This is a genomic window from Pseudomonas sp. GP01-A4 (genome assembly GCF_058780865.1).
In genome coordinates, this window is the sequence record NZ_JBYSWF010000034.1 from 48653 (window position 1) to 73670 (window position 25018).

A 25018-nucleotide genomic window follows, 5' to 3' on the forward strand; every position below is an offset into this window, starting at 1 on the left:
ACCTTTGGCGCACGCTGCCCTCCACTGTAGATCGTCACCCGATGGAGAACAGGTTCCATGAATCACGCTGCCAACGCTGTCGACACCCAGTGCATCAACACCATTCGTACCCTCGCCATGGACGCTGTGCAAAAGGCCAACTCCGGCCACCCCGGCACGCCCATGGGCCTGGCGCCCGTCGGTTACACCTTGTGGAGCCGCTTCCTGCGTTATCACCCCGAGCACCCCGACTGGCCCAACCGTGACCGTTTCGTATTGTCGGTGGGCCATGCCTCGATGCTGTTGTATTCGCTGCTGCACCTGGCCGGTGTGGTGGAGATTGATGCCCACGGCAAGCGCTCCGGCCAACCGGCCATCAGCCTGGACGACATCAAGCAGTTCCGGCAGATGAGCTCCAAAACCCCCGGCCACCCCGAATACCGCATGACCACCGGTGTGGAAACCACCACCGGCCCCCTCGGCCAGGGGTGCGCCAACAGCGTCGGCATGGCCATGGCCGAGCGTTGGCTGGCCAAGCGTTTCAACCGTGACGACCAGGTGCTGTTCGACTACAACGTCTACACCCTGTGCGGCGACGGCGACATGATGGAAGGCATCAGCAGCGAAGCCGCGTCCATCGCCGGGCACTTGAAGCTGGAGAACCTGTGCTGGATCTACGACAACAACACCATCAGCATCGAAGGCCACACTGAACTGGCCTTCAGCGAAGACGTGATCAAGCGTTTCCAGGCTTATGGCTGGCACACCTTGCACGTCACCGATGCGAACAACCTGCTGGCCCTGAGCGACGCGCTGAGCACGTTCCAGAAAAACACTGGGGCACCGACGCTGATCGTAGTCGACAGCGTGATCGGCTATGGCTCGCCCCACAAGCACAACACCGCGTCGGCCCATGGCGAGCCTTTGGGCGATGAAGAAATTCGCCTGACCAAAGCCGCGTACGGCTGGCCCGAAGACTCAAGCTTCCTGGTGCCGGATGAAGCGCGCACGGTCCTGCGGGATGCACTGCTCAAGCGCAGCAAGCCGCTGTATGAGCAATGGACTGAGACCCTGTCCCACCTCGAACAGTACGAACCGGAACTGGCCGATGAACTGCGCCGCATGCGTGCCGGCGAGATGCCCGAGCATTGGCAGGAGCAACTGCCGAGCTTTGCCACTGATGCCAAAGGCGTCGCCAGCCGTGCCGCCGGTGGCGAGGTGTTGAATGCGTTTGCCAAGCAGATCCCATGGCTGCTGGGGGGCTCGGCCGACTTGTCGCCGTCCACCAAGACCAACCTGACGTTCGACGACGCCGGGCGCTTCAGCGCCGAGAACTACGGCGGGCGCAACCTGCACTTCGGCATTCGTGAACATGCCATGGGCGCGATTGCCAACGGCATGGCGCTGTCGTACCTGCGGCCGTATACCTCGACCTTCCTGGTGTTCAGCGACTACATGAAGCCGCCGATTCGCCTCGCGGCGATCATGGAGCTGCCGGTGGTGTTCGTGTTTACCCATGACTCGATTGGTGTCGGCGAAGACGGCCCCACTCACCAGCCCATCGAACACCTGACCCAACTGCGGGCGACGCCGGGCTTGCTGACCCTGCGCCCGGGCGACGCGAATGAAACCCTGGAAGCCTGGAAGATCGCCCTGGCCCAGACCCATCGGCCAACCTGCGTGGTGCTGTCGCGGCAGAACCTGCCGACCCTGGACCGCACGAAATACGCAGCGGCGACGGGTACATCCCGTGGTGCTTATGTGCTGGCCGGCGCCGAGAAGCCTCAGGTGATCCTGATGGCCACCGGCAGTGAAGTCAGCCTGGCGGTAGACGCCTATGAGCAACTGAAGGCCGAGGGCGTGGCGGCGCAAGTGGTGTCGATGCCGAGCTGGGAACTGTTCGAAGAACAGGACCAGGCCTACCGCGACAGCGTGCTGCCACCCGCAGTGAAGGCACGACTGGTGGTGGAACAGGCCGGCCCGTTGGGTTGGGATCGCTACGTGGGGCAAACCGGGGCCAAGGTGGTGATGAACAGCTTTGGCGCCTCGGCACCGCTGTCCAAGTTGCAGGCCAAGTTCGGCTTTACCCTGGACAATGTGGTGAAACTGGCGAAGGAGCAAGTCAGGCTCAACAGCTGACCCAGTGCACGCATGCCGGGCGCGGCCTACCGAGGGAAACCTCGGTAGGCCGCGCCCTGCTGCTCATTTCCCGCCGGTGACATCCAGGAACGTACCGGTGATGAAGGACGCCTCGGCGCCTGCCAGCCACAGGATCGCCCGAGCCACTTCTTCAGGCTGACCGCCGCGGCCCATGGGGATCGAATCCTTCACGCGATCAACCCGCCCTGGCTCCCCGCCACTGGCGTGAATGTCGGTGTAGATATGCCCCGGGCGGATGCAGTTGGCGCGTATTCCCTCCCTGGCCACTTCCTTGGCAAACCCGATGGTGAAGGTCTCGAGAGCCCCCTTTGATGCGGCGTAGTCGACATATTCGTTGGGGCTGCCCAGCCGGGCGGATGCCGACGAGATATTGATCACGGCACCACCCCGCCCCTGGTGACGAAACGACATGCGCTTCACCGCTTGCTGGGCACACAGCATCGGCCCGATCGCGTTGACCGCGAAAATCCGCTGCATCCGCTCGAACGGCAAGTCTTCGACCCGGGACTGCAATGCGTTGATCCCGGCGTTGTTAACCAGCACATCGATGCGCCCGAACGCCCGATCTATCGCCGCAAATAACTGGACGACCTGCTCCGGGTCTGCGCTGTCCGCGCGTACGGCCAACGCCCGGCGCCCTGCCGCTTCTACATCCGCCACCACCGCGAGGGCGGCAGACTCATCGGAAACGAAGCTGATCGCCACGTCATAACCTTGTGCGGCGGCCAGCCGCGCGGTGGCGGCGCCAACGCCACGACTTCCACCTGTTATCAGAATCAGCGGTGCCTGCGGGACGGTATCCATTGCGCGAACCTTCATGTGGTGGTGGAAAATGCTTTGCCTGCTGTCAGCCGATCAGGATGGTGCCCGTGGCAATCACCACGCACGCCAGCACCTTGCGCACCGTCAGTGTCTCGCCCAGGAAGAAATAGCCGATCAGTGCCGCAAACAGCACGCTGGTCTCGCGCAAGGCCGAGACCGCGCCCATGGGCGCACCGGCCATGGCATAGATAATGATTCCGTAGGCCAGGAGCGACACCAGCCCACCGGCGAAGGCCGTGAAAAACCCGGGCCGCAGGCTGAACAGACTTTTCGGGCCCCGCAGGCCGATATACACCGCCGGCATCAACACGCCCCACAAGGCGCACATCCACACCGTATAGGCCATCGGCGCACCCGACAGGCGCGCGCCGATGCCGTCTGTCACGCTGTAGGCGGCAATGAAACAGCCGGTGCCCAGGGCGTATGGCAGGCTGGGAACGGCGAGCCGGCGCCCCCTGAACGCCAGGGAAATGATGCCGCCCGACACCAGGGCAATGCCCAGAAGCGAGCTGGCCGAGACACTCTCCCCGGCAAACACGGCGGCACCCAGGGTGATCAGCACCGGCGAGGAGCCCCGTGAAATCGGATAGGTCTGCCCCAGGTCTCCGACTTTGTAGCTGCGCACCAGGAACAGGTTGTAGCCCACGTGCAGCACCGCTGACAGCACCACATAAAACCAGCTGGCTGGCGCCGGAGGGTCCAGGAACACCGCAACGCCGCCACTGGCGATAGCGACCGCCAGGCACATGACCGTCATCGACCAGAGCCGGTCGGCGCCGCCACGCAGCAGCGCATTCCAACTGGCGTGCAGTAAGGCAGCGAAGAGGACCAGGAGAATAATGGGATAAGGCATGCGCCCATCCTAAGCAAACCGGCGCCTTAACTGAAGCGAAGTCTGCTCATTGAAGAATGAGCAAATCCTCATGCTTTATTCGTAAGCCAGTCCGGCGTTTACGGCTTCCTGCATCAGCCAATCACGAAAGCTGACGATATGCGGCTGGGACTCGATGCCTTTGGGGCAGACAAAGTAATAAGCGACCGGTGACGGGAACGGCACATCGAACAGCCTCACCAGGCTGCCATCGCTCAGCTCTGACTCCACATGCCCACTGCGCGCCAATGCAATGCCCTGGCCGAGCAAGGCCGCCTCGATCGTCATGTTGGTGTCCGCAAACCTGACACTTTCCTTGAGCGGCGCAATCGCGAGCCCGACGTGCTGGAACCAGACTTCCCACTTCGGCACCAGGTCGGCGCCGTCGCGCATCAGCAAGGGATAGCGCAGCAGTTCGGCGGGTGTGTGTGGCCGGCCAAAGCGCTTCAACAGATCGGGACTGGCCACCGGAAAAATCTGCTCGCGGAACAGGAACTCCGAATACAGCGCCGGGTAATTCCCGTTGCCCAGGCGGATTGCAACATCAGCCTCCGCACTGGAGAAGTTGATGATCTTGTCGCTGGAGTCCAGGGTGACCAATATTTCAGGGTGCCGTTGGGCCAGGCTCGGCAATCGGGGCAGCAGCCATTTCAGCGCGAAGGAATAGGTGGTACTGACCTTGAGCCGGACCCTGCCCTTTTGCTCGCGCAGGTCCGCGAGTGTCGCCTCAAGGTTCATGAAAAACTCGCGCACGATCGGCGCAAGGGCTGCTCCGGCAGGCGTCAGGCTGAGTGACTTGCCCCGCTGGAACAACTGCAATCCCCAGAGTTCTTCAAGGTGCTTGAGCTGATGGCTGACGGCACTCTGGGTGACATGCAACTCTTCTGAAGCCGAAGTGAAGGTTGCGTGGCGTGTGGCAACCTCAAAGGCGCGCAATGTCGAGGTGGGTGGCAGGTCTCTCATGGCATTGCTTCACCGTTTATGAATAGATGCTCATGATAGAACATCTATCCATTGCACTGTAGGCCGCCCCTCAACCCAGCTGGAACCGCGCCGTGTTGTCGCTCAGCGCCCGGCTGCCCTTGCTCAACCTATCCGCCGCCTGGTTCACCGCCCGCGCGCCGTCGAGCAAGCGCCCGGCGGCCTGGTCAACCTGCTGGATATTGCCGCTCACTTCATCCGCCGTCGCTGCCTGTTCCTCAACCGCCGTGGCGATCTGCGCCAGGGTGTCAGTGACGCTCTGCACCGCGCTGGCGATCTCCCCCAGGCGATGGCCCAGGCCCGTGACGGACTCGGCATCGGTCACCGCCTGCTCACAGGCCACGCCCATCAGGGTGACCGCCTGGCTCACCGTCGCGCGCAAACTGTCGACCGTGCCGGCGATCTGCGCCGTGGAGGCCTGGGTCCGTTGCGACAGGCTGCGCACTTCATCGGCTACCACCGCAAATCCCCGGCCCTGTTCACCGGCCCGCGCAGCCTCGATGGCAGCGTTCAGCGCCAGCAGGTTGGTCTGCTCGGCGATACCCCGAATGGTGTCAACCACCGACTGGATCTGCTGGCCCTGCTGGCTGACGCGCTCCAATGCATCGGAGGTGTCGGTCAAGCGCTGGTTGAGTTGCTGGATACTCGCGGTGGTGCGCTGGCTGTCGCGGCTGCTGTCTTCGGCAATCTGCCGGGTTTTCTGCGCGCTGCCGGAGGCCTGCTCGCAGCTCTTGGCGACGCCCATGGAGGTCGCGGCCAACTGTGTGGCGGCCGCTGCAATCTGGCTGATCTGCTGTTGCTGGTCTTCCACTTCGGTCAGCGTGCTGCCCGATTGCGAATTGAGTGTCAGCACCGCAGAGCCCAACTGCTGCGTCTCGTGATTGACCCCCAGCAGGCTGGTGCGCAACTGCACCACCGCCACGTTGAGCGCCGTGCTGATGGCCGCCAGTTCATCGCGCCCTTCCACCGCCACTTCAACGCACAGATTACCGTCGCGCAGGGATTCGGCCAGGGTGGTGATGCCGCTGGCACTGCGGCGAATCGATGCCTGCAAGCACACGAACAGGTACAGGGCTGCCAGCGCCAGCACGCTGAACGTCACCGCCACCGGAATGAACTGCTTGAGCGAGCTGTCGCGGTAGTAACCCAGGCGCGCGTCCAGCGAGGTCAGCGACTGTTTACGCAACGCGCCGAGGGCGCCAAGCATGCCATCCACACTGCGTTCGAAGCCGGTGGTATCGAGCTTGATGGTGCCGCCGAACACGCCTTCGTCCAGGGTCTTCAGTTCGTTGTCCAGCAGTTGCAAGCTGTCGTCGTATGGCGCGATCCAGGTTTGCAGCCCCGGGTATTGCTTGGCCTTGAGGGATGCGGCGGCCTTGACCAACTGGTCCCTTGCATCGCCGATGCGACCGCGCAAATCACGCATCTGCAAACGGCTTTGCAGGGTGAACTGCCCCGATGCGATGGATGACTGCCCGACGCTCGCCATACGCCCGATACGCTCGATCAGGTCGGGGGTTTGCTGGGTGGAAATCTGCATCAGCAAATAGGTTTCAAGCCACGGATCGAGGATCAACCCGGTGTCCATGGTGATCTGTTCGCGCAGGGTTTGCATCGCGCTCAGCGCAGACGTGAAGCGGTCATAACCATCCGGCCACCAGCCCACGGTGCGCAGGGATTGGGAATCCATGCCCGTGACCGAGGCTTGCAATGCCTCAAAACGTGCAAGGGTATCCGGGCGGGCGCTCTGGGCTTTGAGGGCCTCGCCCAGGGCCTGCACGCTTTGCAGGATCAGCGGGAAATTGGTATCGACCGCAGTCATGGCCGCCTTGGCCGCGGGTGTCTGGTCGTGGAGGATGTCGGCGGCTTTCCAGCGCGCCGCCAGGTTGCGCTGGGCGGTCAGTTGGGCGTCCAGGGCATCCAGCGCCAGCAGTTCGCGCACCCCGGATTGCTCATTGGAAATCACCGTCAGCTTGGTGCGGTACTCCTGCGCGATCATCCACAGGCTGCCCGCCAGGGGCAGCATGAACAGGAAAAACAGGATCTGGAACTTGCGCGCGAATCCAAAACGTCCGAGCAGGCGGATACCTGGCGACAACACACTTTGCATGTCCGACTACTCCTAGAACCACTCGCCTCAACAGCGAATCAAGCTTTGAAATGATTGACGGCAAAATGCCATGTCATTGATTAAGCTGGCTCTAGCAAGAAACGGACCGCTGTTGTCGGGCCCGCTGGATAGGCGGGACGTCGTGCAAAACACGCTGTACCGTGCGCGAAAATGGGGCGAAAGCACTCAGCGCAGGTGGCAGAACGGTAACCGTCTGACCAATACCGCAAGCGTAAGGGCAGCCGACAACCTGTGGCGAGGGAGCTTGCTCCCGCTGGGCTGCGAAGCGGCCCCAAAGCAGGCACTGGTGTTCCGTCAGGTCGATATCGATTGCAGGGTTTAGGGCTGCTTCGAAGCCCAACGGGAACAAGTTCCTTCGCCACAGGATGGGTGCTTGCTGAATCAGGATTGCCGACTGGCAAACACCAACACTTTCTCCAGCATCCGGTCACAGGCCTCAAGCTGCGCAACGCTGATGAACTCGTCAGGCTTGTGCCCCTGGTCCATGCTGCCCGGTCCACATACCACGGTGGGAATGCCCGCCTGATCAAACAGCCCGCCTTCGCTGCCGAACGCCACTGTGCCGTATGCCTGAGAGCCACAGAAGTCGGCAACCCATTCAGCCGCCTGGCTCTGCGCTGATGTCGACAACCCTGGGTAACTCGACAGCTCACTGAAGTGGATTGCACACTGCCCGCTCACCGCCTGCATCGCGGGCAATAAGGTGTGCTCGGCGTAACCCCGCAGTTGGTCCGCGACGTGCCAGAGATTCTGTGCGGGCAGTGAGCGCACTTCGAAGTCGAAGCTGCAGTTTTGCGGGACGATATTCAGGGCGTTGCCACCGGCAATCATGCCGGTTTGCACGGTGGAGAACGGCGGATCAAAACTCCCGTCGTGATGTTGCGGCGCCTTGAGTTCTTCACCGAGCCGGCCCAGTTCGATGATCAACAGCGCGGCATATTCGATGGCGTTCACACCCGACGGCGCATACGCCGAATGGCACGCCGCGCCATGTACCTCGCAACGCATCGCCAGCTTGCCCTTGTGGCCCAGCACCGGCTTGAGTTCGGTCGGTTCGCCGATAACGCACAGTAACGGCTTGACGGTTTTTGCATAGAACGCTTCGATCAGCGACCCCACGCCCAGGCAGCCCACCTCTTCATCGTAAGACAGCGCGATATGCACCGGCATGCGCAGCGGTGCCTGTACCAGCGCCGGTATGCTGGCCAGCACGCAGGCGAGGTAGCCCTTCATGTCGGCGGTGCCACGCCCGTACAGCTTGCCATCCTTCTCGGTCAGTTCAAACGGCGCAACGCTCCAGCACTGACCGTCTACAGGTACTACGTCGGTATGGCCCGAAAGCACGATACCGGGCACCTCCGCCGGACCTATGGTGGCCAACAGATTGGCTTTGCTCTTTTGCTCGTTGAACAACAATTCACAGCTCACGCCATGGTGCTGCAAGTAGTTGCGCACGAAGTCGATCAGGGCGAGGTTGGATTCGCAACTGGTGGTGTCAAAGCTGACCAAGTGCGCCAGCAGGTCACGGCTGCGGCTCATCGGTCATCTCCCGGCACCGCGTAGCCAGGGGCGCTTTGCGGGTTGATGGCGCGGTCGATATAGTCCTGCATTTGCCCGCGATAGGCCTGCCAGAGTTGGTCCAGGGTGCCGATCGGATCCACGTCGGCCCAGTCCACCCGCAGGTTGACGATGGGCCACAGGTGGTCACCGACCACCACCAGCGCGGCAGAATGTACTGGCCCCGCCTCGCCGCCTCCCGCCGCCCCCGCCTGCATGGAGGCGAGCAACCGGTCGGCGAGATGCCCGGGCGTATCTTCGAAGGCGCGCACCATGGCTTCGATCACACCGGTATTCGCCAGCATGTTCCCTGCCGCCACGCATTGCTCGCCGCTGACCGCGTGGTGGATGCCCAGGGTCTGCGCGCCGCTGAAGTGTGCGGTTCGGCCAGTGCTATCGATCACTGTCACCTGGCGATATTCGCTACGGCTCTGCGGGGTGAGCGCGGTGGCCAGCGCCTCGCTCGGGGCCATGCCCTGGGCCAAAAGGTCCAGGGTTTGCGGGCCGAGGGCCGGCAACGTGATGTTCTGCGACGCCACCGCGCCCACGCCGGGGCGCAGCCACGGGCAACGGGCGCCCACGGCAATGCTCGACGAGCTGATAGCGATACCCAACTGGCCGGTTTCGGCACAGCGGGCGACAACCGAAAAGGTCATGGGAGTTCCTGCCTGTGAGGGGTGAAATCAGTCGAGCAACGAAGGGTCGGCGTCGATCATCAACTGCTTCATTTCTTCAAAATGCCGTTGCGAGAAATCCGTGATGCCTTCCCATCCCCGCGCGGTCTTTTCAGCCACTTCGTCAGACAGTATCCGCAGCGGCTGGCCGGTGGACCACGCCGTGACGAGGATCTGGCAGGCGCGCTCCAGGGTCCAGATATCATCGAATGCCTCGCCGATGGAGGTGGCTGTGACCATCACCCCATGGTTGCCCATCAACAAGCGGCTCTTGCCATCCAGCAAACCGGCGAGGCGCTCGCCCTCGGCCTCGGTGTCGGCCATGCCACCGTACAGCTCGTCCACCGCCACGCGATTGAAATAGCGCGCGGTGTTCTGGTCGATCGCAGGGATATGCGGCTTGGCCAGGCAGGCTACCGCCGTGGTGTACACCGGGTGCAGGTGCAGCACGGCGCGGGTTTGCGGCAACAGCCGGTGAATCTGCCCGTGGATCGACCAGGCGGTAGCGTCTACCTCCGGATGATCGGCACCGCCGGCGTCGTCGGCATTCAACAGCAGCATGTCACTGGCGCGGATACGCGAGAAGTGCTTCCACTTCGGGTTGAGCAGGAACTGTTTGCCGTCGGCCGACACCGCCGCGCTGAAATGGTTGGCCACTGCCTCATGCATGCCAAGGTGCGCAACGATGCGGAAAGTTGCCGCCAGGTCGATGCGGGTTTGCTCTTCAAGTGATAACGCCATGTAGCTTTCTCCGCAGGACAAGTACCCCATAATCTGTAGTGAGCAAGCTCGCTCGCCACAGGTATGGCGTGTTCCTTAAGTGAACAGTTTCCGGTCAGGACTTCGGCATCAGCTCGGCGATGTCGGCATCGGTAGGCGCCTGGAAGTTGTATTTCTTGAGCAAGGCGGCGTATTCAGGGGTGGCGCTGAACTTCTTGATGCCTTCGATCAAGGCGTTCTTGACCTCGTCATTGCCCTTCTTCACACCAAAGCCGTTCAACACCGGGTAGATCAAGGTATCGGAAGAAATCACCACGCGCCCGCCGAGTTTTTCCACTGCGCCACGGGCCACGGCCGCATCGGTGATCTGCGCTTCAACAGCATGAGCCAGCAAGGCCTGGGTGGTTTGCGGGTCGGTACTGTACTCGCTGATCGCGATCGGCTTCAGCCCTTTCTTCACACAGTACTCATCCGACAGCTTGTGCATCTGCGCCAGCCAGGAGGTGGCGCCCATCGAGCCGATCTTGTGGCCGCAGAACTCTTCAGGGGTCTTGGGCTGGAAGTCGCTGCCCTTGAGCGTCAGGATCGACTCACCGCTTTTCAGGTAGGGAATCATATCGATGACTTTCACCCGTTCGGCGGTGATGTACATCGAAGAGTTGGTCACGTCGAATCGCCCCGCCTGCAGGCCGGTGATCAGGTTGGGAAAGCGCGTGTCGAGGGTCTCGACGGTGCGCCCCATGGTCTTGGCCAGGCCATCCATGAATTCGATATCAAAGCCGGCGGGCTTGTTGTTATCCATGTATTCATAGGGAAAGAAGGTCACATCGGAACCTGCGACGATTTTCCCGTCTTTCTGGAAAGCCGAAGCCGCCAACGACGTCATTGCAACCGCAGCGCCCAGCAGGCACACGGCAATAGGGCGAGCAATCATCTGAAACGCTGTCATGGTAATACCCTGCAAGGTGAGAAGAAGGTTAGGCAGTGACTGAATCCTGGCCGGCCTGTTGCACAAAGAAAGAGGCGCCACGGGGCTTCTGCGGCAAGCGCAGGTGGTTTTCCGTGGAACGCACCAGCCCACTTTCTTCACCGGCCACTATCAGGCCGGCGTGCGCGCTGGGCAGCGGGTTTTCGCCGAATGGAAGCGCGTCTTCAGCGGCGTAGACGCTGATGAACAGGGTGCGCGGCAGTTCGGTCTCGTTAGGGCTTGAAGCGTGCAAAAGACGGGTGTGCATGAAGCACACGGAACCGGCCGGGCCATAACAGGCGACCGGGTCGTGGCACAGGTCGTCGACCACCGTGTCGTCCACCGAACCGGTGAAACGCTGGTCGCGCCAGTGGGACCACAACGGGCCTTTGTGGCTGCCGGGAATCACATTCAACGGGCCATTCTGCGGTGTGACTTCACTGACCATCAGCAAGGCCGTGACGATGTCGTCATTGCTGTGGGGCGTGAACAGGAAGTCCTGGTGCCACTTCACCTGCGTGGCGGTGTGGGGCAGTTTCGAGTTGATCTTGCTGTGATGAAAACGCGTGCCGCCGCCCCCGATCAGTTGCGCGGAGATCGCTGCCATCCGCGAATGCAACGCCACACGCTGGTATGCCGGCGAAATTTCGGTGGGCGAACTCACTCGGCGCAGCGAGGGATGATCCGGGCGATGGTCGCCTTCCAGGTCGAAACGCGCACGGCCATCTGCCGTTTCACCCCAGCCCTGTTCGTGGCTGCGGCTGTCTTCTACCCACTGGTCGAAGTCGTGCTGCAACGCGGCGACTTCTTCAGCCGACAGCACGTCTTGCACCACCAGAAAACCGTCCCGGTGAAACTGTTCAATTTGCGCTTGCTCGATCATGTTGTGGCTCTCTTGTCGCTCGAACGTTAAAGGGGTTACGCCAGCGAGACGTCCTTGAGGAACGCCTCCACACGTGGGTTTTCGCCGCTGCGCAGCGCCTGCGGCGTGTCGTCGCACACCACACGGCCTCTCTCCATGAACACGATCCGGTCGGAGACCTTGAACGCGAAATTCATCTCATGGGTGACGATCACCATGGTGATGCCTTCCTGGGCCAGGGCCTCGATGACCTGCAGGACTTCGTTGACTTTTTCCGGGTCCAGGGCCGAGGTGGGCTCGTCAAACAGCATGATTTGCGGGCGCATCATCAGGGCGCGGGCGATGGCCACGCGCTGCTGTTGGCCACCGGAAAGCTGATGCGGGTACTTCCAGGCGTGATCGAGCATGCCGACCTTGTGCAGCAGCGCGTAGGCTTGTTGCTTCAGCTCATCCAGCTTGCCGAGGTGGTGGTACTTCGGCGCCATCAGCAAGTTGTCGAGCACGCTCAGATGCGGGAATAGATTGAAGCTCTGGAACACCATGCCGATGTTCAGGCGATGCTCGGCGTGCTCGACATACTGCGGCTTCTGCGCGCCGACTTTGTTCAGGTGAATAAAGGGTTGGCCGTTGATCTGGATCTCGCCGTTGTCCAGTTGCTCAAGACCGTTGAGCAGGCGAATCAGGGTGGTTTTTCCGGAGCCCGAAGGCCCGATCACCGACACTACTTCGCCGGGCTGGATCTGCAGGTTGACCGAGCCCAGTACCTCTACATCGTTGTAGGCCTTGTGCAGCCGGCTGGCCTGCAGCGCCGGGCCTTCGGTACTGACAGGGCGTTGCAGGGCGACGTGCTGTCGGGTCGCCAGCGCCAGCACCTCGGCATCAGGTACCCGGGACACGTTGCGTTGATTGACGTCGAGAAAACGCTCGAGCCGTTTGAGCAGGAAGTCGAACACCGTGACGATGAACACGTAGAAAAAAGCCACCGCCGCCATCGTCTCGATCACCAGGAAATTCTGCGAATACAGGCGCTGGCCGACCATCAGGATCTCGGTCAGCGAAATCACCGACACCAACGAGGTCAGCTTGACGATGGAGATGTATTCGTTGGCCAGCGACGGCAGCGCCACCCGCAATGCCTGCGGGATCACCACCCGCCACTGGATCCCGAAAAACTTCAGCCCCAGTGCCCGCGCGGCCTCGCCCTGACCTTTGGGAATCGACAGCAGGCCGCCCCGGTGAATCTCAGCGACATAGGCGGTTTCGCAGATCACCAGCGCCAGCAGGCCGGCCCAGAACGGGTCCGCCAGAATCACCGACGTGGCGGGAATCGCCTGTGGCAGGTTGTAGATGAAGATCAGCAGCACCAGCAGCGGCAGGCTGCGGAACAACCAGATATAGCCACGCGCCGGCAGGCTAATCAGCGCGTGCTTTGACTGCTTGGCCAGGGCCAGCAGGAAGCCCAGCGCGATACTCAGGACCCATGTCAACGAACTGAGCTGGATGACCGTCCATGTCGCCCGCCAGAACTCGGCATCGGCCAGCAAACCAAACATGTAATTCCAGTTGAAAGTCATCGTCACTGTGCTCGACAAAAAAATGAAAATGCCCACCGAATGCTCAACGTGAAGGTCGAACCCTGATCTGCACCGATGGACTGAGATTCGTGGGGAGAGGCCCTTGGGGTCAATTCGTAAAAGCCGGCCTATTGGGTAGGGAGAACCTACGCAGCGTCACCGTTCCCTGGGTGACGACTGGACTGGTAAAACAGCCTGTCTCTTAATGGGGCGACACCTTGCCCATCAGGCAATCAGCGCCACATCTTGGTGCGAAGCAAACGCGATCCCCTGTGGGAGCTGGCTTGCCTGCGATAGCATCGCCCCGGTGTACCTGGAAGACCGAGGTGCCTGCATCGCAGGCAAGCCAGCTCCCACAGAAAAGCAGGAAAGCACGCGGCTCAGCCCACGCCGTTCAGGGTGCGCACCGCATGGGCATCAAAAAAGCTCGGGGCCGCCATGCCCGGGATGTACTGGTCTGAAACGAACATGCGGCAACGCTCGGCAAACGCCGACACCACGCGGGACAATTGGGTATTGCTCGCCGTGGCATAGCCCAGCTGCATGGGCCGGTGCGGGCCGGACAAGCGCAGGCGGATCAAGCGCTTGCCGTCCTGGGAAAGATTGGCTTTGGGCCGGGCATTCGCGAAGGAATAGCCGATGCCATTGGCAACCATCGAGCGCACGGTTTCAAGGTTGCTGGAGCGCATGATGATGTTCGGTGTGGTACCGGCCTGCATAAAGAAGCTGAGGAAATATTCCCGACTCCAGGGCGTGTCCAGCAGCACCACCGGGTAATCCTCAAGGTCGAGCATGCTCACCGCCGACAGGCTTGCGAGCGGGTGGTACTCACCCACCATCACATACGGCGGTAATTGCGCCAGCGGCTGGAAGTCGATGTCGTCACTGGTCACCAGGTCGTAGGTCAGGGCGATATCGATCTCGGCGCTGCGCAGTTTTTCCAGCATTTCCTCGTGGTTGCCCTCCACTTGCGTGAGGCGTACACCTGGAAACGCGCGGCCAAAACCAAACACCAGCTCAGGGGTGATCATCGGCGCCAGCCACTCCAGGCAACCCACCCGCAGCGGTCCGCGCACGGTGTTCAGCGACTCGGAAGCGATGGTGTAGAGGTTGGTCATCTGCTCCAGGATCAGCTTGGCCTCCTGCATCACCTGGCGCCCCACTGCCGTGAGGGAAATGCCCTGGGCGTGATGCCGCACAAACAGCTGGATGCCCAACTCGGCCTCCATGTGGGTGATCGCAGCCGAGATAGACGGCGACGACACATGAATGCGCTCAGACGCCGCACTGATGCTGCCTGCCTCACCGGAAGCCACGAAATATTCCAGTTGGCGCTGGGTAATACGACTGAGCATCACGCCTCCACATCATCAATAAGCTGACGCCAAGCCGGCGCCGCCTGCCTCAAACACAGCGTTGCATGGTTCATGCCGATTGCTGTTAGCCCGACGCTGACGCCGGCGGATGGCGCTTCGGTTTTGCCTAAGCATTACCTCGCGCAAATGCTGGTTTCGCGCGGGCGAGGCCAATGTGAAGCTGGATTTATTCCGCGCCTCATGAGTTGCCAGCAATGCCCACCCATACCCGTATCCGCATGTTCAACACCAAGCAGACCTACCCCAACCAGGCGCTGGACAACGACCTGTGCCAGGCCGTGCGCGCCGGCAATACCATTTATGTACGTGGCCAGATCGGCACGGACTTCGACGGCAACCTGATCGGCCTCGGCGACCCGCGCGCGCAAGCCGAACAGGCAATGAAAAACGTCAAGCAACTGCTGGAGGAAGCCGGTTCCGATTTGTCGCACATCGTGAAGACCACCACCTACCTGATCGACCCGCGCTACCGCGAACCGGTGTACCAGGAGGTCGGCAAATGGCTCAAGGGCGTGTTCCCGATCTCCACCGGCCTGGTGATTTCGGGTCTGGGCCAGCCGGAGTGGTTGATGGAGATCGATGTGATTGCGGTGGTGCCGGATGACTGGAACCCCAACCAGCACCCATGAGCCACCTGGAGCTTGCCATGCCCCACACTGTGTATTTCCTCAACGGCCCCAACGCCAACCTGTACGGGCTGGACAAGAACGGCACCTACGGCAGCGAAAGCTTCGCCAGCATCGAAGCGTGCTGCCAGCGCCACGCTATCGAACTGGGCCTGACCCTGGATTTTCGCCAGAGCAACCATGAAGGGGTGCTGGTGGACTGGATTCAGGAGGCCCGGCTCAACGCCGACGCGGTGATCATCAACGCCGCCGGGCTGACCTACAGCTCGGTGCCGATTCTCGATGCGCTGCTGGCGTTCGACGGCCCGATCATCGAAGCGCACATGAGCAACATCTGGAAGCGCGAGGCTTTCCGTCATCACTCCTATGTGTCCAAAGCCGCCACCGGCGTGATCGCAGGCCTCGGCGCGCTGGGCTACCGCCTGGCCCTGACGGCGGTGGCCGAGCTGCTGGAGACCGATTGAAGGGCTTTGGTTTTGCCTAACCTCTACGTTCAAAAAGCATAATTTCCGGCTGGCGGTTGCTTGATCACACTGATACCGGTCGATGGTCGCTTATCTTTAGGAAGCTCACATGTCAGTTGAAAAGATCAACACCCTGGTGGTGGGCGCAGGCCAGGCGGGGGTCGCCATGAGCGAGCATCTGTCACTCATGGGCGTGCCGCACATCGTGCTGGAGCGTAACCGCATCGCCGAGCGCTGGCGGTCCGAGCGCTGGGACTCGCTGGTCGCCAACGGCCCGGCCTGGCACGACCGTTTTCCCGGCATGAAATTCGAAGGCATTTCCCCCGAGAGCTTCCCGCCGAAAGAGCGCATGGCGGCCTACTTTGAAGAGTACGTGAACATGCTGAAGGCTCCGGTGCGCACCGGGGTTGAAGTGCAGCAAGTGGAACGCCACGTGGGTCGCCCCGGGTTCAAGGTGACCACCTCGGCGGGTGTGATCGAGGCCACCAACGTTGTTGCGGCGACAGGCCCGTTTCAACGTCCGTCCATTCCGAATCTGGTGCCCGCACACGCCACGGTTCAACAGCTGCACTCCTCGGCCTACAAGAATCCCGGCCAGTTGGCCGAGGGTGCTGTGTTGGTGGTGGGCGCTGGCGCATCGGGTTCACAAATTGCCGAGGAACTGCAAAAGGCCGGCAAGACCGTGTACCTCTCGGTGGGCGAACACTATCGCCCTCCTCGCTCGTATCGTGGCCGTGATTACTGCTGGTGGCTGGGCGCGCTGGGCTTGTGGGACGAGGTCAAAATCCAGCCGAAGAAGAAGCATGTGGCGTTTGCCGTCAGTGGCTATGAAGGCGGCAAGACCGTCGACTTCCGCCGCCTGGCGCACATGGGCATTACGCTGGTGGGTGTTACTCGGTCGTGGAATGAAGGCGTGATGGAGTTTGAGCCCGGCCTGGCGGCTAACGTGGCTGAAGGTGACCGTGCCTACTTTGATGTGCTGCGGGATGCCGACGCCTATATCGAGCAGAACGGCCTGCCGTTTGAGCCGGAGTCGGAAGCGTGGGAATTGTTGGCTGACCCGGAGTGCCTGGTGAATCCGATCCTGAGCCTGGATTTGGCTGAGGCTGGTGTGACCACGATTCTGTGGGCCACGGGTTTCAGTTTTGATTTCAGTTGGTTGAAAGTGAATGCGTTCGACGAGAAAGGTGAGCCTTTCCATAAGCGCGGGATTTCGGCGGAAAGCGGGATTTACTTTTTGGGTTTGCCGAACCTGGTGAACCGCGCGTCTTCGTTTATCTACGGGGTTTGGCATGATGCGAAGTACGTGGCCGACCATATTGTCTTGCAGAATGAGTACATGGCCTATAGCAAGCCGTGAGGTGCCTTGCCCCATTGCCTACAGTTGCGTCAGAATCCGCCGGCTTGTGCGCTTGGGTATGGGGCTCTGAGGTTGCTCGGTCGCTGAAACCTCAGTGATCGGGTTTAGTAGCCCGAAGTATTCTAGGCAATGTGCATAAGCATCATCTGTCAGACGTCTTTGTCTGTGCTTAATGGTGGCTGTGTGCAGGGCGCCCTCGGGCGCGCCGGTTTTGTCTGGAATATCCGCTCTACTAACCTGCACACAGCTGCCACCTTTCGTTTAGTGGCGATAAGGCGGGGGCCAAAATGGAGCATCCAGACAATGTTCAAGGTTACCCCTAATCCTCCGGGAACTTCCGATCCAAAACTCCACCAGGCCGCCCAGCGCGCCATGGATCACTACCTCAATCCCAGTTCCAAACCCGCCCCAACGCCCTCAGCCCTGTTCAGCGTTCCCAGCCTCAGCTTTTGCTCGTTCAACTCACCCTCACCGAGGGTAATTTGCTTGTGGATCATGGCAGCACACGCACAGCTTGTTGCCATCAGTATCTCGAAAATACGCGCCGTAATAATCGGGGTGGTAGTGAGGCCTTAATCCAGGCTCTCCTTCACATATCCCGCCGAGCGCCAACGCCGCTCTATAACTTCTTCTAACCGCTTCCCGACTGGGCGCAAGTAGCCCCACCATCTGCCCATTCCCGGGTGCACTCGGGTTGCCATCAAATGGCGCCCCAATGACGAAGATCGGGCGAGGTTCGGTTTCAGCCACCCAACCGGCCCACGGTTTATCCGCATCGCAAAATTTCAACCTGAGGCCCAACTCAGCCATCACCTTCGAATAGAAAGCAAAAGCCCGATCAAAATCACCTGTACCTAAAAACACATGGGAAATCATGGTGGCTACCTTGGGGCGATGAATGCCCATGAGTCTGGCGCGAAATGATTGCTGGCGAAAGCCTGATGACTCCGTCCGGCATATGTACGGCTCCCCTCCCCTCATACGCTCATAAAAACCGCAAATCCCAACAATCCGCAGGGTGCCGCCCGGCATTTTGTCAACCCATAATGGGCTTACAACAATAAAGGGGCTCACCCCGGGGCGTGTAAGCCATGTACAGAGACCATATCGTCAAGACCCGCATGACGGACAGCGCGGTATTCATGGGCGCGGTGGCCGTGGTGATTTTCATCATCACGCTCGCCTGCGGCGTCGGTGAAGGCCGCCTCTCCCACTTGATGGGCCCCATCGTTCTCGACCTGAAGGCACCACTGGCGCGTGACATTGCAGTGGGCGGCACGTTCACCCTGACGGTGGTGCTGAACCTGTTCATCCTTGGCCGCTTTCCCTTGCGCGCGCAGATCATCACGGTCTGGTGCGAGTTGCTGGTGCTGTTCCTGTTGTTCTTCGACACCTTCAACCTTTCCTACAGTTTCATCGCGACCAAAATCGGCTTCATGATCACCCAGGGGGTGTTCACCACCGTCTACGTGTCGGCGATTTCGATTGCGATTGCGTTCGTCCTGGCGCTGCTGGGCGCCACCGCGCGCTTGTCTTCCAACGGCTTCGCGATTGCGATTGCGAGCTTCTACACCTCGTTTTTCCGCGGCGTTCCGCTGCTGATCCAGATCTATCTGATTTACCTGGGCATCCCTCAACTGGGCTATGTCGTCGGAGCGGTTCCAGCCGGGATCCTGGCGCTCTCGCTGTGTTATGGCGCCTACATGACGGAGATCTTCCGCGCCGGTATCAGCAGCATCTCGCGGGGCCAGTGGGAAGCCTCGCGGGCGATTGGCCTGAACCCGTTCCAGACGATGACCCGGGTGATTCTCCCGCAGTCCATGCGCTTGATCATTCCGCCAACGGGCAACCAGTTCATCTCGATGCTCAAGGACAGTTCGCTGGTGTCGGTGATCGGCGTCTGGGAGCTGATGTTCCTGGCACGAACCCAGGGACGCGCCGAGTTCCGGCACCTGGAAATGCTGATCACCGCCGCCGTGCTGTATTGGCTGCTGTCGATCGTGCTGGAAACCGTCCAGGCCCGCCTGGAAAAGCACTTCAACCGCGCCCATCGCTGAACCAGGAGCATGACGATGAATCAGCCCTCAATAGTCCCGGCTCCATACCCTGCGATATCGATCCAGGACATGCATAAATGGTATGGCGATTTTTATGTGCTCAAGGGCATCGACCTGCACATTGCCAGCGGTGAAATCGTGGTGGTCTGCGGGCCGTCGGGCTCCGGCAAGTCCACGTTGATTCGCTGCCTGAACCTGCTGGAAGACTTCCAGAAAGGCCACGTGTTCATCGAGGGCACCGAGTTGACCCGTGATGCCGCCTGCGTGGCGGGCATAAGGCGCCAGGTCGGCATGGTGTTCCAGCAGTTCAACCTGTTCCCGCACATGACGGTGCTGGAGAACCTCATGGTGGGACCGCGTCTGGTGAGCAAGCTCAGCGAGCCCCAGGCCCGCGAACTGGCCTATGAATACCTGGATCGGGTGCGCATCGGGAACCAGGCCGACAAATACCCCAGCCAGCTCTCGGGCGGCCAGCAGCAGCGCGTCGCCATTGCCCGGGCCTTGTGCATGCGCCCGCGCATTATGCTGTTCGACGAGCCCACGTCGGCCCTTGACCCCGAGATGGTCAAGGAAGTGCTGGACGTGATGGGCGAACTGGCCCAGGACGGCATCACCATGGTCTGCGTCACCCACGAGATGGGATTCGCCCGGCGGGTGGCCGACCGGATCATCTTCATGGACCAGGGCTGCATCATCGAGCAAGCCAAACCCACCGAGTTTTTTGACAACCCGCAGCACGAGCGTGCCCGGGAATTCCTGTCGCAGATTCTCAGCCACTGAGCAGCACCGTCGAACCTTGCGAAGTCACCGATAAAAACAACAGGCACCGCACTCAAGATACTGGAGGCTTACCCATGATCTCGTTCACTCGCTTCTTCACCGCAGCAGCTGTCGCCACCGCCCTCACCAGCCTAACAGGTGCGGCCTGGGCGGGCTCGACCCTCGACCGCATCCATGAAACCAAGGTGATCAAGGTGGCCACGTCGGCCAACTGGCCACCGCAATCGTTCCTGGGCCCGGACAATAAGCTGCAAGGCTTCGATATCGACGTCGCCAGCGAAATCGGCAAACGCCTGGGCAGCAAAGTCGACTTCGTGACGCCCGAATACGGGATCATCACCGCCGGGCGCTGGTCGAGCCGCTGGGACCTGTCGGTCGGCTCCATGACCCCGACCACCGAGCGCACCCGGGTGCTCGACTTCCCCGCGATCTACTACTACACGCCGTATGTATACGCGGTGCACAAGGACGCGGCCGAGACCAAAGTGGCGGACCTGAACGGCAAGATCATCGGCGTCGAAGCCGGTACGACTTCGGAGGACTATATCAACCGCCGCCTCAAGATCGACGCCGCCGATGTGCCGCCGTTCACTTACGAAGTCACCCCCGGCGAGGTTCGCACGTACGGCGACAGCATGGGCCCGCTGGATGACCTGCGCATGGGAGACGGGGTGCGCCTGAACGCAACCCTGTCCGCCCTGCCCACCATCGTCGCCGCCGTCAAGAATGGCTACCCCATCGTCAGGGTGGAAGGCAAACCCGCCTACTACGAACCCCTGGCCATCGCCGTGGACAAGGGCGATGAGGCGTTCAACAGCGCGCTGACCAAGATCGTCGCCGACATGAAAGCCGATGGCACGCTCAAGCAATTGTCAGAGAAATGGTACGGCGCCGACCTCACCCAGGTGCAGTAAAAAACCCCACAGGCCGTACAGGCGCCCCGTCCTCGACGCGGCGCGCTGTATGCCTGCGCCGCAAAAAAAGGACGGCCGACTTCATGTTCACCTATAACAACAATTACTACACCGCCACGATGCGCGACACGACTGAACGCCAGGCGCTGTGTGGCAACGCCCGGGCCGATGTGTGCGTGATCGGCGCCGGGCTGGCGGGGCTGAGCACGGCGTGGGAACTGGTCTCCCGCGGGCAGTCGGTGGTGCTGCTGGATGCCGGTCGCGTGGCCTGGGGAGCGTCGGGGCGCAACGGTGGCTTCGTGCTCCAGGGCTGGTCCGAAGGGTTGGCCGCCATCGAGCGACGCTGCGGCAAACCGACGGCCGCCGCGCTGTTCAAACTGTCGCTTGAGGGCGTCGAAATTGTTCGGGGCATGATCGCCCATCATCAGTTGCCCGGCTGCACGCCAACCCCGGGGAAACTGAGTGTGGTGCGCTACGAAGATGGCGACAACCTGCAGCGCGTGCGGGACAAAATGGCCGCGGATTTCGACTTTCACCTCGACTACCTGGATCGCCAGGCGGTGCGCGAAAAGCTCAAGACCGAGCGGTATTTCCAGGCGCTGCGCGACAACCATGGCTTTCACTTCCACCCCTTGAACTATTGCCTCGGCCTGGCCCGACTGATGGAGCAAAGTGGTGGCAAAATCCATGAACGCTCGCCCATGACCGCCGTCGAAAGCCGCAACGGGCGACACCGGGTCATCACCGATCAGGGCACTGTCGATTGTGCCCACGTGGTGTACTGCTGCGGCGGCTATGGGGGGCCTGAGTTCGGCAAATTACGCCGCGCCTTCCTGCCGATCGCGACCTATGCAGTGCTGACCGAGCACCTGGGCGATCGCCTGGCCGAGGCGGTCTGCACCTCCGATGCCGTGGGTGATAACCGCCGGGCCTCGGACTATTACCGCATCGTCGAGGGCGACCGCCTGCTCTGGGGCGGCCGCATTACCACGCGCAACCTGCAGGATGAGAAACGCCTGGGGCAATTGCTGACGCAGGATATCCTCGACGTTTATCCACAATTGCGCGGCATCAGGATCGACAAGGCCTGGTCCGGGTTGATGGGTTATGCGCGGCACAAGATGCCGCACATTGGCCCGCTGGGGCAGGGATTGTGGGCGTGTACATCATTTGGTGGCCATGGTATGAACACCGCGCCGATCGGCGCACGCGTCATCGCCGAGGCGATCTGCGGCGAAACCGATCGCTACCGCCTGTTCGATGCCTACGGCCTGGAATGGAATGGCGGCCCCCTGGGCCCGGCGGCCGCACAAACGGTTTACGCCGGCCTGAAAATGATGGATATGTTTCAGGAAAAGCGCTCGCAACACAGGGCGACTCATAAAAACTGAACCCCAGCGAGAGTCAAGGACGTGTCCATGGATACGCAGAATCCCGGTCCACTGTTTAACCTCACCGACAAGGACAGGCAATTGCTTGGCCTGCTGCAAGCCAACGCACGCGAACCCACCGCGTCATTGGCCCGCAAGCTCGGGGTCTCGCGCTCTGCGGTGCAGGAGCGGATTACCCGCCTGGAAAAGGCCGGCGTCATCACCGGCTACAGCGTGCGCATCGACCAGGACCGACTTCAGCAGACGGTTACCTGCTTTACCATGACCTCCTGCACCAACAAGAGCTACACCGATGTGATGACCTCGCTGCGCAGGATGGAAGCGGTGCAGGCCGTTTACGCGGTCTCGGGAGAGTCCGATTTCATCATTCACCTGGCCACCGCCACCCTGAGCGAACTCAATGCCGAGCTCATCAGGATCAACATGATCAAAGGGGTGGCGCACACCGCTTCGCATATCGTGATGGAAACCAAGTTCAGCCGGAAACTGATGGTGTGAAGTGCTGCTGGCCGTGGGAAACCGCGCGCCTCACGCCCCCCCCTCGGCTGCCATAGCGACTCAGCCACCTGACAAGTCATTCCTTGCAAAATAATTCGCCTCAACGCAATATTAAAAGCAATTGCTTGGTTAATTACCTCAAGCCTGACGCTTAGCCCTTCGCCGGCTTCCATACCGCGAACGCATTACAAGGAATCGTTGATGCAAACCCAAGACAGCAGTTGGGGCGAGTTGCTTAGCGGCAAGAACGCCACCCGCTCCATTGCCCTTTCAGGCGGCATCGCGCTGTATGCCACCAACACCTATATCGCCACCACCATCCTGCCGTCGGTGGTGGCCGAAATCGGCGGCCTGGCGCTTTATGCGTGGAGCACCACACTGTACGTGGTGGCCTCGATCCTCGGTTCCGCCCTCACCTCCAAGCTGTTGCAACGCACCGGTCCACGGCTGGCGTATGCGCTGGCCACACTGGTGTTCATGGTAGGCGTGCTGATCTGTGCCCTGGCGCCGAACATGCCGGTGATGCTCGCGGGGCGCTCCATCCAGGGGCTGGGCGGCGGGGTCTTGCTGGCCCTGTGTTACTCGATGATCCAACTGGTGTTCGAAGAGCGCCTGTGGCCGCGCGCAATGGCACTGGTGTCGGGGATGTGGGGCGTGGCGACGCTCGTCGGGCCGGCGGTGGGTGGTGTGTTTGCCGAGATGGACGCGTGGCGCCTGGCCTTCGGCTCGATGGTGCCGGTGAGCCTGGCGTACATGGTACTCACCAGCCGCGCCCTGCCCCCGCGCGACACCACGGCGACCGCCACCGCCCGTTTGCCGGTGCCGCAACTGGTGCTGCTGGCGGGCGCGGTGCTGGCGGTGTGTGCCGGCAGCGTCTCGGCGCTGCCGAGCTGGAACCTGTTGGGTATCGCCACCTGCGTCGTGCTGGTGGTGCTGTTGATCCGCAAGGAGTCCAGCGCCACCGTGCGTCTTTTGCCCCGGGATGCATTGAAGTTCAGCACCCCGCTCTGCGCGCTTTATGCGACCACCTGCCTGTTGGTGATCGGCATGAGCAGCGAGATCTTCATGCCGTACTTTCTGCAGCACTTGCATGGCCAGTCGCCGCTGATCGCCGGTTACATGGCCGCGCTGATGGCGGCCGGCTGGACGGTCTCGGAAATCATCAGCTCCGGCTGGACCGGCCGCGGTCCACATCGCGCCATCATCGCGGGGCCGCTGTTTATCGTGGCGGGCTTGATGATGCTGGCGATCACTACGCCCATCGCCAGCCAGGGCGAATGGACATTGCTGGCCCCTATCTGCCTGGGGCTGTTCCTGGTGGGGTTCGGCATCGGCCTGGGTTGGCCGCACCTGCTGACGCGCATCCTGCAAGTGGCTTCGGAACAGGACAAGGACACGGCCGCTTCGTCGATCACCACCCTGCAACTGTTCGCCATGGCCATGGGCGCGGCGCTGGCGGGGGTGATCTCGAACATGGCGGGCATCAATGAAGTGGCGGGCAATGGCGGCATCGCCCATGCCGCGCGCTGGCTGTTCGCGCTGTTTACCCTGGCACCCGTGTTGGCGCTGTTGATGGCGCTGCGGGCAACGCGGACAAAGCCGATCGAAGGCGCGCCCCTCGACCTTGGAATCGTCCAACCTGCCCCCATAACTAGCGAGGTATCCAACAAGGGGAAGCACAGACCATGACCAACCCGACCGAAACCGCCCTGCTCGCCGGCGGCTGCTTCTGGGGCATGCAAGACCTGCTGCGCCGCTACCCCGGCGTGCTGCACACGCGGGTCGGCTACACCGGCGGCGATGTGCCGAATGCCACGTATCGCAACCACGGCAACCATGCCGAAGCCATCGAGATCGTCTTCGACCCGACGGTGATCACTTACCGGCAGATCCTCGAGTTCTTTTTTCAGATCCACGACCCCAGCACGCCCAACCGCCAGGGCAACGACCTGGGCCCCAGCTACCGTTCGGCGATTTATTACCTGAGCGAACAGCAACGCGACATCGCTGAAGACACCGCAGCGGATGTGGATGCCTCGGGGTTGTGGCCAGGCCGTGTCGTGACGGAAATCGAACCGGCGGGGCCGTTCTGGGAAGCGGAGCCGGAGCATCAGGATTACCTGGAGCGGATTCCGAATGGCTACACCTGCCACTTCATCCGACCCAACTGGAAACTGCCGAAACGCGGTTGAAAATGTGGGAGCGGGCTTGCTCGCGAAGGCGGTGTGTCAGTCAGCAAGTTCTTCACTGACAC

The 25018-nt window shown here is 61.5% G+C and carries 23 protein-coding genes and 1 pseudogene; 12 read left to right on the forward strand and 12 right to left on the reverse strand.

What is annotated here, in order from left to right; genetic code table 11:
- Window positions 1-57 precede the first annotated feature (57 nt).
- A complete protein-coding gene (gene tkt / locus AC3WKX_RS19500) occupies window positions 58-2118 on the forward strand; it encodes a transketolase (RefSeq protein ID WP_102605145.1) in 2061 nt (686 codons plus the stop codon).
- Window positions 2119-2181: 63 nt separating this feature from the next.
- Here the strand turns inward: tkt and AC3WKX_RS19505 are convergent, their stop codons facing one another.
- The 11 genes from AC3WKX_RS19505 to AC3WKX_RS19555 all read right to left on the reverse strand — a co-directional run bounded on the left by AC3WKX_RS19505 (window position 2182) and on the right by AC3WKX_RS19555 (window position 14653).
- Entirely contained in the window at window positions 2182-2943 is a 762-nt protein-coding gene (locus AC3WKX_RS19505) for an SDR family oxidoreductase (protein WP_102605144.1), read from the reverse strand.
- Window positions 2944-2986: 43 nt separating this feature from the next.
- Window positions 2987-3814, reverse strand: coding sequence for an EamA family transporter (locus AC3WKX_RS19510; protein WP_008434678.1), 828 nt, complete (start codon window positions 3812-3814; stop codon window positions 2987-2989).
- Between the two features lie 75 nt (window positions 3815-3889).
- Window positions 3890-4795, reverse strand: a complete 906-nt coding sequence (gcvA, locus tag AC3WKX_RS19515; protein ID WP_087693730.1) for a transcriptional regulator GcvA — start codon at window positions 4793-4795, stop codon at window positions 3890-3892.
- Between the two features lie 70 nt (window positions 4796-4865).
- Window positions 4866-6923, reverse strand: coding sequence for a methyl-accepting chemotaxis protein (locus AC3WKX_RS19520; RefSeq protein WP_102605143.1), 2058 nt, complete (start codon window positions 6921-6923; stop codon window positions 4866-4868).
- Window positions 6924-7325: 402 nt separating this feature from the next.
- A complete protein-coding gene (argE, locus tag AC3WKX_RS19525) occupies window positions 7326-8483 on the reverse strand; it encodes an acetylornithine deacetylase (RefSeq protein WP_102605141.1) in 1158 nt (385 codons plus the stop codon).
- Window positions 8480-9157, reverse strand: a complete 678-nt coding sequence (locus AC3WKX_RS19530; protein ID WP_008434686.1) for a DUF1028 domain-containing protein — start codon at window positions 9155-9157, stop codon at window positions 8480-8482. The genes argE and AC3WKX_RS19530 overlap by 4 nt, the downstream gene beginning before the upstream one ends.
- A 27-nt stretch (window positions 9158-9184) precedes the next feature.
- Complete coding sequence (locus tag AC3WKX_RS19535; RefSeq protein WP_008434687.1) at window positions 9185-9916, reverse strand: class II aldolase and adducin N-terminal domain-containing protein; 732 nt, start codon at window positions 9914-9916, stop codon at window positions 9185-9187.
- 94 nt (window positions 9917-10010) lie between these two features.
- On the reverse strand, window positions 10011-10844 hold the full coding sequence (locus AC3WKX_RS19540) for an ABC transporter substrate-binding protein (RefSeq protein WP_023658745.1): 834 nt from the start codon (window positions 10842-10844) through the stop codon (window positions 10011-10013).
- 28 nt (window positions 10845-10872) lie between these two features.
- Window positions 10873-11745 carry a phytanoyl-CoA dioxygenase family protein gene (locus AC3WKX_RS19545; RefSeq protein ID WP_008434690.1) on the reverse strand — a complete coding sequence of 291 codons (873 nt, stop codon included), beginning with the start codon at window positions 11743-11745 and terminating at the stop codon, window positions 10873-10875.
- A gap of 35 nt (window positions 11746-11780) precedes the next feature.
- Window positions 11781-13298, reverse strand: a complete 1518-nt coding sequence (locus AC3WKX_RS19550) for an amino acid ABC transporter permease/ATP-binding protein (RefSeq protein ID WP_003215631.1) — start codon at window positions 13296-13298, stop codon at window positions 11781-11783.
- Between the two features lie 380 nt (window positions 13299-13678).
- On the reverse strand, window positions 13679-14653 hold the full coding sequence (locus AC3WKX_RS19555) for a LysR family transcriptional regulator (protein WP_102605140.1): 975 nt from the start codon (window positions 14651-14653) through the stop codon (window positions 13679-13681).
- Between the two features lie 215 nt (window positions 14654-14868).
- Between AC3WKX_RS19555 and AC3WKX_RS19560 the strand changes: the two genes are divergently transcribed.
- The 4 genes and pseudogenes from AC3WKX_RS19560 to AC3WKX_RS19575 all read left to right on the forward strand — a co-directional run.
- Entirely contained in the window at window positions 14869-15303 is a 435-nt protein-coding gene (locus tag AC3WKX_RS19560; RefSeq protein WP_102605139.1) for a RidA family protein, read from the forward strand.
- 17 nt (window positions 15304-15320) lie between these two features.
- Entirely contained in the window at window positions 15321-15764 is a 444-nt protein-coding gene (locus AC3WKX_RS19565; RefSeq protein ID WP_102605166.1) for a type II 3-dehydroquinate dehydratase, read from the forward strand.
- 109 nt (window positions 15765-15873) lie between these two features.
- Window positions 15874-17124, forward strand: a complete 1251-nt coding sequence (locus AC3WKX_RS19570) for a flavin-containing monooxygenase (RefSeq protein WP_008434698.1) — start codon at window positions 15874-15876, stop codon at window positions 17122-17124.
- A gap of 303 nt (window positions 17125-17427) precedes the next feature.
- A pseudogene (locus AC3WKX_RS19575) lies at window positions 17428-17559 on the forward strand (DUF6124 family protein); the annotation flags it as partial.
- A 33-nt stretch (window positions 17560-17592) separates the two neighbouring features.
- Here the strand turns inward: AC3WKX_RS19575 and AC3WKX_RS19580 are convergent.
- Complete coding sequence (locus AC3WKX_RS19580; RefSeq protein ID WP_083853205.1) at window positions 17593-18000, reverse strand: VOC family protein; 408 nt, start codon at window positions 17998-18000, stop codon at window positions 17593-17595.
- A gap of 215 nt (window positions 18001-18215) precedes the next feature.
- Here AC3WKX_RS19580 and AC3WKX_RS19585 point away from each other — a divergent pair, with 215 nt between their 5' ends.
- From AC3WKX_RS19585 to msrA, 7 genes are all read left to right on the forward strand, one after another.
- Window positions 18216-19181, forward strand: a complete 966-nt coding sequence (locus AC3WKX_RS19585; protein ID WP_008434702.1) for an amino acid ABC transporter permease — start codon at window positions 18216-18218, stop codon at window positions 19179-19181.
- Between the two features lie 15 nt (window positions 19182-19196).
- Window positions 19197-19961, forward strand: coding sequence for an amino acid ABC transporter ATP-binding protein (locus AC3WKX_RS19590; protein WP_023658742.1), 765 nt, complete (start codon window positions 19197-19199; stop codon window positions 19959-19961).
- Between the two features lie 74 nt (window positions 19962-20035).
- On the forward strand, window positions 20036-20875 hold the full coding sequence (locus AC3WKX_RS19595) for a transporter substrate-binding domain-containing protein (RefSeq protein ID WP_008434706.1): 840 nt from the start codon (window positions 20036-20038) through the stop codon (window positions 20873-20875).
- 83 nt (window positions 20876-20958) lie between these two features.
- Entirely contained in the window at window positions 20959-22266 is a 1308-nt protein-coding gene (locus tag AC3WKX_RS19600; protein WP_102605138.1) for an NAD(P)/FAD-dependent oxidoreductase, read from the forward strand.
- 27 nt (window positions 22267-22293) lie between these two features.
- On the forward strand, window positions 22294-22764 hold the full coding sequence (locus AC3WKX_RS19605) for an Lrp/AsnC family transcriptional regulator (RefSeq protein WP_003215617.1): 471 nt from the start codon (window positions 22294-22296) through the stop codon (window positions 22762-22764).
- 201 nt (window positions 22765-22965) lie between these two features.
- Window positions 22966-24453: an MFS transporter gene (locus AC3WKX_RS19610; RefSeq protein WP_003215615.1), complete on the forward strand. Its 1488-nt coding sequence runs from the start codon at window positions 22966-22968 to the stop codon at window positions 24451-24453.
- Window positions 24450-24956 carry a peptide-methionine (S)-S-oxide reductase MsrA gene (msrA, locus tag AC3WKX_RS19615; protein ID WP_102605137.1) on the forward strand — a complete coding sequence of 169 codons (507 nt, stop codon included), beginning with the start codon at window positions 24450-24452 and terminating at the stop codon, window positions 24954-24956. Before AC3WKX_RS19610 ends, msrA begins: the two co-directional genes overlap by 4 nt.
- The last annotated feature ends 62 nt before the right edge of the window (window positions 24957-25018 follow it).

Excerpts from the sequence above, each read along its gene's own strand:
- gcvA (WP_087693730.1), bottom strand. The coding sequence starts at position 4,795 with ATGAGAGACCTGCCACCCACCTCGACATTGCGCGCCTTTGAGGTTGCC.
- AC3WKX_RS19600 (WP_102605138.1), top strand. The coding sequence starts at position 20,959 with ATGTTCACCTATAACAACAATTACTACACCGCCACGATGCGCGACACG.
- AC3WKX_RS19510 (WP_008434678.1), bottom strand. The coding sequence starts at position 3,814 with ATGCCTTATCCCATTATTCTCCTGGTCCTCTTCGCTGCCTTACTGCAC.
- msrA (WP_102605137.1), top strand. The coding sequence starts at position 24,450 with ATGACCAACCCGACCGAAACCGCCCTGCTCGCCGGCGGCTGCTTCTGG.
- AC3WKX_RS19605 (WP_003215617.1), top strand. The coding sequence starts at position 22,294 with ATGGATACGCAGAATCCCGGTCCACTGTTTAACCTCACCGACAAGGAC.
- AC3WKX_RS19505 (WP_102605144.1), bottom strand. The coding sequence starts at position 2,943 with ATGGATACCGTCCCGCAGGCACCGCTGATTCTGATAACAGGTGGAAGT.
- tkt (WP_102605145.1), top strand. The coding sequence starts at position 58 with ATGAATCACGCTGCCAACGCTGTCGACACCCAGTGCATCAACACCATT.
- AC3WKX_RS19570 (WP_008434698.1), top strand. The coding sequence starts at position 15,874 with ATGTCAGTTGAAAAGATCAACACCCTGGTGGTGGGCGCAGGCCAGGCG.
- AC3WKX_RS19610 (WP_003215615.1), top strand. The coding sequence starts at position 22,966 with ATGCAAACCCAAGACAGCAGTTGGGGCGAGTTGCTTAGCGGCAAGAAC.
- AC3WKX_RS19595 (WP_008434706.1), top strand. The coding sequence starts at position 20,036 with ATGATCTCGTTCACTCGCTTCTTCACCGCAGCAGCTGTCGCCACCGCC.
- AC3WKX_RS19545 (WP_008434690.1), bottom strand. The coding sequence starts at position 11,745 with ATGATCGAGCAAGCGCAAATTGAACAGTTTCACCGGGACGGTTTTCTG.
- AC3WKX_RS19565 (WP_102605166.1), top strand. The coding sequence starts at position 15,321 with ATGCCCCACACTGTGTATTTCCTCAACGGCCCCAACGCCAACCTGTAC.
- AC3WKX_RS19540 (WP_023658745.1), bottom strand. The coding sequence starts at position 10,844 with ATGACAGCGTTTCAGATGATTGCTCGCCCTATTGCCGTGTGCCTGCTG.
- AC3WKX_RS19520 (WP_102605143.1), bottom strand. The coding sequence starts at position 6,923 with ATGCAAAGTGTGTTGTCGCCAGGTATCCGCCTGCTCGGACGTTTTGGA.
- argE (WP_102605141.1), bottom strand. The coding sequence starts at position 8,483 with ATGAGCCGCAGCCGTGACCTGCTGGCGCACTTGGTCAGCTTTGACACC.
- AC3WKX_RS19585 (WP_008434702.1), top strand. The coding sequence starts at position 18,216 with ATGTACAGAGACCATATCGTCAAGACCCGCATGACGGACAGCGCGGTA.
- AC3WKX_RS19550 (WP_003215631.1), bottom strand. The coding sequence starts at position 13,298 with ATGACTTTCAACTGGAATTACATGTTTGGTTTGCTGGCCGATGCCGAG.
- AC3WKX_RS19555 (WP_102605140.1), bottom strand. The coding sequence starts at position 14,653 with ATGCTCAGTCGTATTACCCAGCGCCAACTGGAATATTTCGTGGCTTCC.
- AC3WKX_RS19535 (WP_008434687.1), bottom strand. The coding sequence starts at position 9,916 with ATGGCGTTATCACTTGAAGAGCAAACCCGCATCGACCTGGCGGCAACT.
- AC3WKX_RS19590 (WP_023658742.1), top strand. The coding sequence starts at position 19,197 with ATGAATCAGCCCTCAATAGTCCCGGCTCCATACCCTGCGATATCGATC.
- AC3WKX_RS19530 (WP_008434686.1), bottom strand. The coding sequence starts at position 9,157 with ATGACCTTTTCGGTTGTCGCCCGCTGTGCCGAAACCGGCCAGTTGGGT.
- AC3WKX_RS19580 (WP_083853205.1), bottom strand. The coding sequence starts at position 18,000 with ATGATTTCCCATGTGTTTTTAGGTACAGGTGATTTTGATCGGGCTTTT.
- AC3WKX_RS19560 (WP_102605139.1), top strand. The coding sequence starts at position 14,869 with ATGCCCACCCATACCCGTATCCGCATGTTCAACACCAAGCAGACCTAC.